Source organism: Streptococcus sp. 29892 (assembly GCF_032594935.1).
GTDB classification, from domain to species: Bacteria; Bacillota; Bacilli; order Lactobacillales; family Streptococcaceae; genus Streptococcus; species Streptococcus hyiners.
In genome coordinates this window covers 859943-872280 of the sequence record NZ_CP118734.1, presented here as the reverse complement: position 1 = coordinate 872280, position 12338 = coordinate 859943, and the positions used below count along the sequence as shown (strand labels likewise).

At 43.6% G+C, this 12338-nt stretch carries 12 protein-coding genes; 1 reads left to right on the top strand and 11 read right to left on the bottom strand.

The window, feature by feature from the left end; genetic code table 11:
- Positions 1-31: 31 nt before the first annotated feature.
- From PW220_RS04410 to PW220_RS04360, 11 genes are all read right to left on the bottom strand, one after another.
- Entirely contained in the window at positions 32-1501 is a 1470-nt protein-coding gene (locus PW220_RS04410) for an AcpB/EbpR/MafR family transcriptional regulator (protein ID WP_248032779.1), read from the bottom strand.
- Between the two features lie 11 nt (positions 1502-1512).
- A complete protein-coding gene (locus PW220_RS04405) occupies positions 1513-2841 on the bottom strand; it encodes an FAD-dependent oxidoreductase (RefSeq protein ID WP_248054399.1) in 1329 nt (442 codons plus the stop codon).
- A gap of 696 nt (positions 2842-3537) precedes the next feature.
- Positions 3538-4473 carry a 4-hydroxy-tetrahydrodipicolinate synthase gene (gene dapA, locus PW220_RS04400; protein WP_248054401.1) on the bottom strand — a complete coding sequence of 312 codons (936 nt, stop codon included), beginning with the start codon at positions 4471-4473 and terminating at the stop codon, positions 3538-3540.
- A gap of 65 nt (positions 4474-4538) precedes the next feature.
- Positions 4539-5615, bottom strand: a complete 1077-nt coding sequence (locus tag PW220_RS04395) for an aspartate-semialdehyde dehydrogenase (RefSeq protein WP_248054403.1) — start codon at positions 5613-5615, stop codon at positions 4539-4541.
- Positions 5616-5902: 287 nt separating this feature from the next.
- Positions 5903-6190, bottom strand: coding sequence for a DUF1905 domain-containing protein (locus PW220_RS04390; RefSeq protein WP_248054405.1), 288 nt, complete (start codon positions 6188-6190; stop codon positions 5903-5905).
- An 8-nt stretch (positions 6191-6198) separates the two neighbouring features.
- A complete protein-coding gene (locus PW220_RS04385; protein WP_248054407.1) occupies positions 6199-6852 on the bottom strand; it encodes a DNA alkylation repair protein in 654 nt (217 codons plus the stop codon).
- Complete coding sequence (locus PW220_RS04380) at positions 6842-7351, bottom strand: GNAT family N-acetyltransferase (protein WP_248054409.1); 510 nt, start codon at positions 7349-7351, stop codon at positions 6842-6844. The genes PW220_RS04385 and PW220_RS04380 overlap by 11 nt, the downstream gene beginning before the upstream one ends.
- A 2-nt stretch (positions 7352-7353) precedes the next feature.
- A complete protein-coding gene (locus PW220_RS04375; protein ID WP_248054410.1) occupies positions 7354-7968 on the bottom strand; it encodes a DUF5052 family protein in 615 nt (204 codons plus the stop codon).
- Positions 7969-8044: 76 nt separating this feature from the next.
- Complete coding sequence (locus PW220_RS04370) at positions 8045-9361, bottom strand: FAD-containing oxidoreductase (protein WP_248054412.1); 1317 nt, start codon at positions 9359-9361, stop codon at positions 8045-8047.
- A gap of 109 nt (positions 9362-9470) precedes the next feature.
- A complete protein-coding gene (locus PW220_RS04365) occupies positions 9471-10820 on the bottom strand; it encodes a sensor histidine kinase (RefSeq protein ID WP_248054413.1) in 1350 nt (449 codons plus the stop codon).
- Between the two features lies 1 nt (position 10821).
- A complete protein-coding gene (locus tag PW220_RS04360; protein ID WP_248054415.1) occupies positions 10822-11469 on the bottom strand; it encodes a response regulator transcription factor in 648 nt (215 codons plus the stop codon).
- 165 nt (positions 11470-11634) lie between these two features.
- Here PW220_RS04360 and PW220_RS04355 point away from each other — a divergent pair, with 165 nt between their 5' ends.
- Positions 11635-12333, top strand: a complete 699-nt coding sequence (locus PW220_RS04355) for a CPBP family intramembrane glutamic endopeptidase (RefSeq protein ID WP_248054417.1) — start codon at positions 11635-11637, stop codon at positions 12331-12333.
- Positions 12334-12338 lie beyond the last annotated feature (5 nt).

Here is a 12338-nt window from a genome sequence, read left to right as displayed (position 1 = left end):
AAAAAAACTTCCTAGAACACTAGAAAGTTTATCACCGTCGTTCAATTCGGAAGTGTGTGCGCTCAACCAGGCGCTTGGCCTGCTCTAATTTGCGCTGATGAATTGTCTGAATCAAACTTTTTAGGTCTTTCAATTCCTGAACAGTTGGCATAGCATACACTTGGAAAAAGGGGCCCTTCTCCCAAGGATAATCGTGGCAGATAACCAAATCATAGGATTGGTCTGGTTGGACAGGTTCGATTTGAATGGACCGATTGCGTTCTAATGACTGACGGAGGACTTGCAAGATTGGAGAACTAATGACAGACGGATAGCTGGATGCCCAACCAATCTGTACCATAGCTGGCTCCACCTGCATGAAATAAGAAAATAACTGGCTCAAGGACCTCAGATGACAAACTGCCACCTCTTCCTTTCTCCCAAAAATCTCGCTGGAAACATGGCGTAAAATACTGCTTGCTGCCATTTGCACGGACACTTCATAAGAACCAAGTTCATCAAAGCCACTCTCTATGCAGGAAGTGAAAAAATAGAGCTGACTAAAGACCTGATTGAGATGATAGAGTTCCCCCTCTTCCACTGCCAAATCTGTTTGCAATAAGACCTTGACCTGCTGAAAGGCCCAACTAGTCGCTGCCATGATGGGACCACCAAAGCCCAATACCTGTTCTAATTGATGAGCAGCCAATATCCCTTGACTGAACAAAAATGCAAAAACAGACATGGTGTCCCCCTCTTGAAAGGAAGCCGATGATTGCTGGCTCAAGGTCAAAAACAGTTGCCGCAGTTGCCGATAGAATTTATGTTGCTCATAAGGGGCCATTAGCTGATAGACCGCCTGAAAATCCAAATCTTTCAAGCGCATTCTCTTTTGGACAATCATCAACCATAGGGCTAGCTGATGAGCCTGTCTTGGATTAAAGGGGGACTGGTAAAAGCGTTCAAAAATTGGCAAATGCCCCAGTTGTTCGACAAATACTCGGTCCTTTTCTAGTTCCTTTAAAGGCCGGGTCAGCCAAAACAAGTGATAATAGAGATAACGAATTTGCAATTCACTGCCACGCAAACGACCGCTTCGAATAGTCACCTGAAACTCTTTCAAGACTTGGTTTATAGAGGACAGGTGTCTGTTTAAGGTTGCCTCGCTGAGTAACAAATCCTGCGCCAACATGGGAATAGAGCATTCATTTTTATCAAAAAAATAGAGTAAAATCTGGTACTTCACACTCGTTCGACACAGATAGGCAAACAGGTCTTGGATGGATAGGGTGGCACCACGGTGCAGAAGGATTTCCTCTTCTCTAATCTGAAAAACAAGTCCAAACGGCTCCTCTGCAACCTCTTCAGAAAAACTCTCTACATAGCGTAACAAGGTTGATTTAGACAGATGCAATTCCTGAGCCGCCTCTTTTATCCCAAGGGCTGTGACCGACTTTCTCAAAAGAAGGAAAAGCTGGTAAATAGCACGCTCCCGTTTTTCTAATAAATCTAGTATATGCACCAGCTCACCACCTACTCTCTATCCTCTTTTTGCCATAGATAACGATTGGCTGCTTCAACAAGAAATGGTTGCAAATCCGTCCTCCTTGGCAAACAGAGCCAAGCTTCCTGTAGCAAATCTTCCACCGTCATTTCCTTAGAGATGGCAAGAGCAAGCACATTCATCTGTGCTATATGATCAGAGGTAGACACCAGTTGCCCACCAAGTATGCGTCCATCCTTTCGACTGACCACCATTTTAAAGTCGATTGTTTCCTCATCCCACTGACTAAAGGCTTGTTGAATACGGATAGATGAGGTATCTAACCACAAATTTGCTTCCCTTTCGGTCAGGCCGACACTGGTCAAATTATAACCAAATACATGGGTGGAAACAATGCGTTCAACAGCTCTTAAAGGCTTCTTCTTGGCCAAAAGGTTTTCTGCAACCAAACGACCTGTCAAGATAGCATGATTGATCATAGGTAGATAGGCCTGCCCAAACATGGTCACAGGCATCCGAATTAAATCTCCTACCGCAAAAATTCCAGATTGACTGGTTTCAAGATAGTCATCCACCAGAATACTGCCGTCTGTATGTAAATCAACTAATCCTTCCACCAAATCTGTATGAGGTCTAAAGTTGGTCCCCAAAAGAACAAAGTCAGACAGGTAGGTTCCCTGCAAGCTGCTTAACTGGACTTGACCCAGTTCATTCAAGCTGACTTCATTGATGGTTTCTGAAAAATGATAGTCCAAGCCTATCCGTTCAAATTCATTCCAGATAAAGGCGACCATTTCCTGATCAAAATACTTGGCCAAGGGCCATTCTTGCGACTCCATCAATCTAAGCTTCAAAGGCAGACGACTGAGTGCTTCTAGGCTTTCAAGCCCAATTTGACCAGCACCTATTACCGTCACACTCTCTGCCTCTTCCAGCTTTTCAAAACTCTTTTGAGCTTGAGCAATGGATTTACTGGTCAAAATCTTTTCCGACAGGTCGACCGACTGATGTTCCCAAACTTGTTGAGCTCCCATGGCTAAAATGAGATAGTCGTAGGATAATTCTCGCGTGCTTTCTTCTTTTTTTAGCCTTATTTTTTTAGATACGGATTCTATGGAAATGCATTCCCATCCAAACAAGAAATGAAGGACCGACTGCTCTAGCCCCTCAAAATAGCCAACCCTTGCTTCTGCCCAGCTTGAAATTTCTCCTTTTACTTTCCAATTGAGTGCATTGGGAAAATAACCGATACTTTCTTCCTTGTCAATCAAGTAAATAGTCGCTTGTGGATAGCGTTTCTGGCAGTCCATTGCAGCTGTCAAACCAGCGAATGAAGCACCAATGATCAAAATATTCATCCCGCTTCCTCCCTTCTCCTCCATTATAGCATTGACAAGACAAATTCTTATTGAAAAGGTTTACACATCCAAACAAAAAAGCACACCTATTTTATGATGTGCTTGAATAAATTTAAATAAAAGGTCGAAAATGGCAGTTAATGCCCTGGATGGCCTCACATTTGAGTTTATAGGCTCGGGTCTTCTATGGTCACTTTCGTATTTCTTGGTGACCAGCTGATATACTTCGCTTTTTGGTTTGCAGGCTCAGGTCTTCCGTGGTCACTTTCGTATTTCTTGGTGACCAGCTGATATACTTCGCTTTTTGGTTTGCAGGCTCAGGTCTTCCGTGGTCACTTTCGTATTTCTTGGTGACCAGCTGATATACTTCGCTTTTTTATTTTCAAGCTCAGGTCTTCCGTGGTCACTTTCGTATTTCTTGGTGACCAGCTGATATACTTCGCTTTTTGGTTTGCAGGCTCAGGTACGAATAGTCCACCGGAATATTCGTATCCACCGAACTGTTTCACTCCGCTGGACTATTCGTGTCCCCCGAACAAGCCTCGCTTTCGTATTTTCGAGCTCGCGTTAAAACAGTCTATCCGTAGACTATCCTCGCTTTCCAGTTTCTAGGCTCGGGTCTTCTATGGTCACTTTCGTATTTCTTGGTGACCAGCTGAAACAGTTCCCCGAACTGTTTCACTCCCCCAGACATTTTTAATAATCCGGTCTTACAACTCCTGTCACAGTTGCTTTGGTTGCTTCGTAGTCGCCGTCAACTACGACTTTGATAATGCGTTTTGCATCTTCTTCTGGACAAGGTACCAATGGTAAGCGGAGTGGTCCAACTTCAAATCCCATGTAATTGAGAACTGCCTTGACTGGTGCAGGACTAGGATAGGAGAATAGAGCATTAACTTTCGGAATAAACTTGCGTTGAATGGCTGCTGCTGTTCGGATATCTTGCTGCTCAATGGCAGTAAACATCTCATACATTTCATCGCCATTGGTATGGGAAGCGACTGAGATTACACCATCTGCACCCAAGTTCATAGCATGGAAGGCATCGCCGTCTTCACCAGTATAAATTAAGAAATCCTCCGGCTTATTCTCAATCAAGTAAGCCATGTTAGCAAGGCTGGTACACTCTTTAACACCGATAATATTTGGATGTTCCGCTAAACGCAACATGGTTTCAGGCGTCATTTCAACGACAACACGACCTGGGATATTGTAGATAATGATTGGCAAATCAGAAGCATCCGCGATAGCCTTGAAGTGTTGGTACATACCTTCTTGTGAAGGCTTATTGTAATACGGCACAATAGCAAGTCCAGCAGCAAAGCCACCGAAAGCCGCTACTTCCTTGGCAAACTCGATGGAGTCACGGGTATCATTGGTACCGATACCAGCAATCAAAGGCACGCGTCCATCGACAATATTTTGTACCGCCGCAAATAATTCTAACTCTTCTGCGTGTGTCAGGGTTGGACTTTCGGCAGTTGTTCCTGCCAACAAAATCCCTTCCGTATGATGAGCCAACAAATGCTCAACCAATTCTGGCAAAACATCATAGTTAATTGCCCCATCTTCCTTAAAGGGTGTAATCATGGCTGTAATGATTTTTACATCGCGTAAATCTTGAATAGACATAGATTTTCTCTCTTTCTCTTGCCAAAAAAGGCTGAAACCAGCCTTTGTTTTCTAAGTTCTCAAACTTATTTCAATTCAAATTTCAATTCTGCAGTTGGACGAACCAATCCACGTTCATGGAGAGTTTCAGCGATTTGAACTGAGTTCCACGCTGCACCCTTGAGCAAGTTGTCAGAAACAACCCACATGTGAATACCGTTTTCCTTATCCAAATCCTTACGGATACGACCCACGAAAGTATCACGGCTTCCAACTGCATTAATAGCTTGCGGATAGACTTGATTAGCCACATCATCTTCCAAAACTGCACCTGGGAAGGCAGCAATTGCTGCTTTTACCTCATCAATTGGAGCAATTTCTTTGGTTTCGATGTAGACAGACTCAGAGTGAGCAGATAATACTGGAATACGGACACAGGTTGCAGAAACGGCAATGCTGTCATCTTCCATGATTTTCTTGGTTTCCTTAGTCATCTTCATCTCTTCGTAGGTGTAGTCATTTTCAGTGAAGAGGTCGATTTGAGGAATTGCGTTAAAGCCGATTGGATAGTGTTTCTTATCACCACCAGAAGGAAGAATATTCGCTTCTACCGCTTTTGGCTCCACACCGTCATTCAAAACAGCACGCAATTGAGCTTGAGTTTCTAAGATTGCTCCCATACCTGCACCAGAAACTGCCTGATAAGTAGATACGATAATCCTCTCCAAGCCCCATTTCTGACGAACAGGCTCCAAAGCAACCATCATCTGAATAGTTGAACAGTTAGGACAAGCAATGATACCATTGTGGGCATCTAATGCGTGAGCATTTACCTCAGGAACAACCAAGGGAACATCTGGATTTTGACGGAAATATGATGTGTTATCAACGACAACTGCACCAGCTTTCACAGCATAAGGAGCGTACTTGGCAGATGTAGATCCACCAGCTGAGAAGAGGGCAATATCCACTCCTTCAAAAGCTGTCTCTGTTGTTTCTTCAATGACAATATCCTGTCCCTTGAACTGCAAGGTCTTACCTGCTGAACGAGCAGATGCCAAGAAACGTACTTTCTCGATTGGTAAAGTTGACTCTTCCAACATTTTAATCATTTGGGCACCAACTGCACCAGTCGCACCAACAACAGCTACTACATAAGCCATAAAAAATCTCCTTTAGATCAATTCTTCAAAATTTTCTAAAAATTTGTTATTTCATAATTATACCATAATTTTATAAAATGAAAAGTCTGGAATTCAAAAAAAGCCCACCTAAAAGGTGGGCAAGGGCATCGTTTCCGATGAGGTTAGAAGGTTCACAGCATCTAACCAAGGTCCGCTCCTGCGTTTCAATCTAATGAAGACCTCCCTAGCGTCGAATGTGACAAAGTCACTACTCGGCTCATCGCATGTAACTATTCTACCATAATCTCAAGGATTTGCAAGCCTGATTAGTCCATTCGTTCTTGAATAGTCACTTGTACTCTATCACCAGCCTGTTTACCTATGACAGCTCGAATAGCCTTCTGAATTCCGATAATATAGCAGATATTCCCTTCTGTATCACAAACTCCCATATTTACGATTGAACCATCATAAGGATGTTCATCAAAAGTCGCATGGACTTTTACTCTGCCTTTGCCAAATTCCTCTCGAATATCATAAGGAAAGATGACATAGGCTCCTCCCTTATCTGGAACAGGGTGGATAATTGCTTCAAATTCATATACTTTAGACATATCCACTCCTAAATGTACTTACTGGCTTCACGAATGGATAGACCTGCCATTTGAGAACTATATTTATCAAGAAAATCCCGCACCCAGTCAGGAGTGGTCTTGGAATAATCCCGCAAACTCCAGCCAATTGCCTTATTGATGAAAAATTCTGTCTGATTGAGATTGTTAACGAGAATCTTCTCAAGTAGTTCTGTATCTGTCTTTTCTTTTTGTAAAAGTTGGTGGTCAATGGCAATTCGCCTCAACCAGAAATCATCATCGAGGCTCCATTCTAAAATGGTCTGCTCGGCCTCTGAATTGTCCACTACAATCTTGCCTACTAATTTATCAAGACCGTCAATACTATCCCACCAAGACTTGGTCTGGGCTAATTTTTTCAAGCGTGGTAAATCAGTTAAAACCAGGTCTTTTTTCTTAGTAACCAGGTAATCAATGGCGATATACTGAAACTCACGATAATGCTTTTCCCAACAAGCCTCCACAAAATCCCAGTCAATTCCCTGTGCCTTGAAATCTTTGAAAAACTGCTTGGCAACTTTTCGGCGGTCAGGTGTTCGTACACCCAAGAATTCAAAGTTATTTTTCATATAAGCTTTCATAGGCTGGGCTTGACTAGCGTCTGCCACAGCATTGAGCCGTTTCTCTAATTCTTCAATTTTCATCCATTTCACCAACCAAAGATTTTTGAAGCCAGACAATATCGTGCCATGTATCAAATTTATAACCAACATTTTTGAAATGTGCTACCTGTTCATACCCTCTCTTCTCATGGAGTGAAAGCGAGGCTGGATTAGGAAGAGCAATACAGGCTAAAAAGTTTTTAAAGCCACGCGCCGTCAAGTCTTCTTCCAAGGCATCATATAAAAGACTTCCGATCCCTTTTCCACGTGCCAATTTACTGACATAAACAGACAATTCAACTGTCCAATCGTAAGCAGCACGGGCATAGTAGGTCGATGCATAAGCATAGCCCACAACTCGCCCATCTTCTTCAGCGACTAGATAGGGAAATTTCTCCAAAGTCTTTTCAATACGACCGGCAAAGTCCGCCACAGTCGGCACTTCTGTTTCAAAAGTAATGGCGGTACCTTCAACATAAGGAGCGTAGATAGCCACCAAATCTGCAGCATCCTCTATCTTAACTGACCGAATGTGTATCATTTTTACTCCAACAATTCTCTGTCATAAATCGTATAGTCACAGCGGTAAATAATCAAACGCTTGCCGTCAATTAAGAGTTCAGAAGTCTTAGGCGCATCAGAAGCATAGAGGGACACCTTATCACCAGCATAGGTCGCAAGAGGAGTTCCGTTTTGCGAACGAATTAAAACAACCTTTGCTTTACCTGTAAAATCATTTTTCAGGCTAGAAACCATCCGATTAACAATGGGAATAGATGGATCATAGTTGACCATATCTACAGAAGATTGATACTTGGCAAATAAATCCTCCAAGCCTTCTTCTGCAGCAATCAAAGACGAACCAACATGGTCAATTTCATAATTACCAAGTGTCACCTTCAAAACAGACGAATCCGCATTGGAATAGCCTTCGGCATCCACGGAGTCAAACTCCTCATTCCGCGAAATCGATAGGGACTTACCAGACATCTCATCGATTAACTGAGAATTTTCATCAAATGTCCGAACTGTCATTTCCAAACCAATCCATTCTTCCTTGGTATTTTTCCACCAATTTGAAATCGACTGACAGGCTGACAAAGTAAACAAACTTGCGACTAAGACAGCACTAAGTGCTAGTTTTTTATTCCATTTCATATAAAACCTCCAATGGTTGATACCTTATTGTAACATGGAAGAAGAAAAACCGCCCTTTCGGACGGTTATTACACTATTAAAAATTAAAGACATCATTCAAATTCTCAGCCATAGTCGGATGGGTGAAGATTTGAGTCTTGAAGTAGGTATAAGGGATTTTATTATCAATGGCCATAGCAATCAAGTTAATCAGCTCCTCAGAATTGCGACCAAAGAGAGTCGCACCCAGAACCAGCTTACTTTCCTTATCCACGATAACCTTGAAAATACCCTTGAGGTCGTTGTTGACATGGGCGCGTGGCATATTGGCAACAGGCAATTCATTGGCAATGTAGTCGTAACCCGCTTCTTTGGCTTCCTTCTCGGTCAGACCAACACGAGAAAGTACAGGCGTAATGAAGACGCTGGTTGGGATTGACTTACGTTGGCTCAAGCTGTAAGTTCCAGTTCCAGTCAACTTACCGAAAACGATACGGAAGTCGTCTAGGGATGTGTAAGTGAATTGTGGGCCACCATTGACATCGCCCACTGCATAGACACCTGGAACTGTGGTTTCGCAGTAGTCATCCACCTTAACAGCGCCATTTTCCAAAAGCTCAATCGCCGTATTTTCCAAGCCCAGATCAGCAGTGTTTGGCACACGACCTGTCGCATAGAGGACAGCATCAAAGACTGCCGTTTCTCCATTAACCGTCAGGGCAACCTGCTCTCCTGCTGCAGCCACTTGCTCGATTTTCGCACCCAATACGAAGGTCACGCCAGCTTCTTCCATATACTCCTTAGCTAGCTTGGAAACCACTTCCTCTTCTCTTGGTAAAATAGCAGAGCTGGCTTCATATACTGTCACCTGACTGCCGAGTTTGCTATAAAGACCAGCAAATTCCAGTCCGATGTTGCCTCCGCCGATAATTGCCAGCTTGTCAGGACGAACCTCCAAATTCTGAATGCCAGTACTGTCATAAACGTTTGGCGTATCCAACAAGCCAGGAATTGGAAGAACACGCGACTTGGCACCTGTGTTAATGATAACAGTTTCAGCAGTTAACTGAAGGCTTTCTTCTCCGGCAACTACCTCCACAACCTTGTCAGCCACAAAACGCGCGTGACCTTGATAGAGATGAGCTCCACTGCCTTTCAAGACTGCTTCGTTTTTGTTGCGAAGACGAGTGGTGATGGTTTCTTTTTGCTCCATGACCTGCTCAAAGGTCCAGTTTTTATCCGCTGCTACCAAGAGGGTCTTGGTTGGAATACAGCCGATATTGATACAGGTGCCACCAAACATGGCAGGATTTTCCTCAACCAAAGCTACCTTTTTACCAGCTGCAGAAAGCTTTCCTGCTAAGGTCTTTCCAGCCTTACCAAAACCGATAACTAACAAATCAAATTGTTCCATAAGATACTCCTTTTGTTTTTTCAACCCTAGTCTATCAAAAAAGAAAATTTTTGGCACAATTCTGCTACGGATAACAAAAAATCCCTTGAAAAATAAGGGATTTCATGTCTTAAAACCGAATGACGAACCGCATGGTATGATGATCAAGCGGGAAAAATTCATAAGAAAACTGGTGACTGTCCAAAATCTGCTTGACCAGGTAGAGTCCAATACCTGTCCCTCCGTCCTCCTTGCTACGACTGTAATCTGGTCGGTAGAAAGGCTGGAAGACTTGGTCAAGTTCTTCCTGGCTGAGCAAATGAGAAACCTGATTATCTATCAAAAGCTGATTGGCCTGGAGTTTGAGTTTGATGCTTGCCTGTGGGCTGGTATAACGAAAGGCATTGTCCAGGATATTTTTTAGAGCCTTGGTTAGATAGATCGGATTCCCATGAATAAAGACTTCTTCCAAGTCAGTTTGAAACGGATAGCCTTCTAACAATGCCCAGTCAACATAGGAAGGTAGGATTTCTTTAAGCAGGCTGTGAAGGGCTATTTCTTCTCCCTTGTTTTTTATAGCCATATCCACTGTGGTAGCTTCTAAGATAGACTGAACGAGGGCTGCTTGCTCAGCTAGGATATCACGACACTTAGCTAGGTAGGTCTGATGGTCCTTGAACTCCCCGACATTATAAAGCATGCCCTCGACCAGACCGGTCATGCTGGCAATGGGCGTTTTGAGTTCATGTGAGGTCATACGGAGAAAGTCAGATTTCTCCTTCTCACGCACCAGGCTACGCTCGTTTTCTTCCCGCAACTCTTCTATGCTGCTCTGCAATTTTCCATAAAGATGGTTAATGTCCTGAGCCAAAGTAGCAATCTCATCACGCCCCGTCACTTGACAGACCAGACCTGCTTGTAAACTTTGCATTTGCCGTGTCGTCACAGAGAGATGGGTAATCCTACGAGTTGAGAAGCGGCTATAAATAAAGGCCGAGGTCACGGATAGGGCAATAATCAAGAGGAGCACAAAGGGATAGAAGGTCAAGAGAGTTTGACTGACTCCTGATAGGGTATAGAAGCCATATTCGGCTGTGAGAACTAACTCCTTGCCTTCTTTTGTAGTGACAAGAGCCGACCAAGAGCCAATCTCATCGTACTGGCCTTGCTCCAGATAACTACTTCCTCGCTCCTGACTGCTCTCTTCCTGCGAAGGATAGATAATCTCCTGATCGGCAGAATGGAGGGTCAAAAGTAGGTCGGGGGAATCTTGGTCGTAGGCGTTCAAACTGGCGAGAATACTTGCCTGATCCTGACCCTCTAGGGTACTAAGAACTTGGTTATATTCCTGCTTGAGCTGGTCTTTCTTGGCCTGATTGTAATAGATAGGCATGGCATGGTAGAGTAGACCAAGCAAGATAAGTGAGGTCAGGCTGACCATTAGAGTTACGATGAGGAATTGTTTTTTGGCTAGTTTCATCTTAGGTCTCCAACTGATAACCACGGCCAATGACCGTTTTTAGGGGAAGGTCTGGTAATTTCTTTCTCAGATTTTTGATGTGGTTGTCAAGAACGCGACTATCCAATTCTGTATAGCCCCAGATATCCAACATCATGCCGTCTCGACTGACAATCTGGCCCTTGTGCTTGATCAGATAGTGTAGAATGCCATACTCCTTCTGGGTCAAGGAAACTAGCTTGCCCTGGTCATAAACCATACCTGTTTTTTCAGATAGGCTGATGGTTCCAACCACCAGTTGATCCGTTTGACATTCCTGACGGAGAATATTCTCAACCCGTTTCATCAGGATAAGGGGAGAAAAGGGCTTGGTGACATAATCACTAATCTGCTGATTAAAAGACAGAAGCTGAGTGCATTCGTCCTCCAAGGCTGTCAGCATGAGAATGGGAATTGTCGATTTTTTCCGAACTTCCTGTAAGACTTCCAAGCCGGTCATCTCAGGGACCATGATGTCTAGAATAAGGAGGTCAAACCGGCTTTCCTGACTAGCTTGATAAGCTGCTCTGCCATTGACAAAACTCAGGACTTCGTGCCCCTCTTCCTTCAAAAATTCACAGACAACCTGGTTGATAACAGTGTCGTCTTCCAGTACCAAAATGCGTGCCATAGCCGTTCCCTTTTCTTTCTCTTCTCTCTCCATTATAGGCTTATTTGTCTGAGGACTCAACTAATTTTTGACAATCGCTACAAAAAACAGATAAAAAACAGATGACAGGTAGGGTGAGAATAGTTGGATTTGCTAAACTGGGGATAGAAACTAGAAAGGATACTTATGTTAAAAGAAAAGAAGAAGTATATCTCCTCCGTGGATTTGCTAGTTGTAGCTGTGATTTTATTCGGAGAGGGAATCATCAATTCGACCTTACAGTGTATCGGTCTTTTCACTCAACAAACCAGCCTGGCGGAGAATTTGACCTTTACACCTCTTGACAATATCAAGGCCTTGCTGATCCAGTTGGTCTGGCTCAGCTTAGCTCTCGCCTATCTTATCTGGCGGAAGGTGGATATTTTTCAGTTGACAAAACGAATATGCTGGACACCTTGGGTTCCCTTACAAGCACTGCTGATTTTCGGATTGGCGGCCTTCTGTATGGATATTTTTCACTTGTTGACCTATCAGTTGACAAGTCCAGTCATGCCCTCCATGTTCAACCTTCTGCCACACATTGACATCACCCTGCTAGCCTACTCCCTCCTCAATGGCTTTTACGAGGAAATCTTTTTTCTGGGGCTATGTTTTATGAACAAACCCGAGGAGAGTAAGTGGATTCTTCCCTTCTCGCTCCTGGTTCGGGCTAGTTTTCACACCTATCAAGGTCTGGTGGCTGGAATTGGTCTTGGCTTGATTGTGGGGCTTCTCTTTCATTTTCTCTATCAAAAACGCCAGCCCCGTAATCTACTGCCCTTCTTTTTAGCTCATAGTCTGGCTGATGTCATCGGTCTGACAGTCTTGTCTTATCTTCTTTACTAAGCATA

Coding starts and splice junctions, on each gene's coding strand:
- PW220_RS04360 (WP_248054415.1), bottom strand. CDS start 11,469: ATGGCACGCATTTTGGTACTGGAAGACGACACTGTTATCAACCAGGTT.
- PW220_RS04370 (WP_248054412.1), bottom strand. CDS start 9,361: ATGGAACAATTTGATTTGTTAGTTATCGGTTTTGGTAAGGCTGGAAAG.
- PW220_RS04405 (WP_248054399.1), bottom strand. CDS start 2,841: ATGAATATTTTGATCATTGGTGCTTCATTCGCTGGTTTGACAGCTGCA.
- PW220_RS04395 (WP_248054403.1), bottom strand. CDS start 5,615: ATGGCTTATGTAGTAGCTGTTGTTGGTGCGACTGGTGCAGTTGGTGCC.
- PW220_RS04365 (WP_248054413.1), bottom strand. CDS start 10,820: ATGAAACTAGCCAAAAAACAATTCCTCATCGTAACTCTAATGGTCAGC.
- PW220_RS04385 (WP_248054407.1), bottom strand. CDS start 6,852: ATGAAAATTGAAGAATTAGAGAAACGGCTCAATGCTGTGGCAGACGCT.
- PW220_RS04380 (WP_248054409.1), bottom strand. CDS start 7,351: ATGATACACATTCGGTCAGTTAAGATAGAGGATGCTGCAGATTTGGTG.
- PW220_RS04390 (WP_248054405.1), bottom strand. CDS start 6,190: ATGTCTAAAGTATATGAATTTGAAGCAATTATCCACCCTGTTCCAGAT.
- PW220_RS04375 (WP_248054410.1), bottom strand. CDS start 7,968: ATGAAATGGAATAAAAAACTAGCACTTAGTGCTGTCTTAGTCGCAAGT.
- PW220_RS04355 (WP_248054417.1), top strand. CDS start 11,635: ATGTTAAAAGAAAAGAAGAAGTATATCTCCTCCGTGGATTTGCTAGTT.
- dapA (WP_248054401.1), bottom strand. CDS start 4,473: ATGTCTATTCAAGATTTACGCGATGTAAAAATCATTACAGCCATGATT.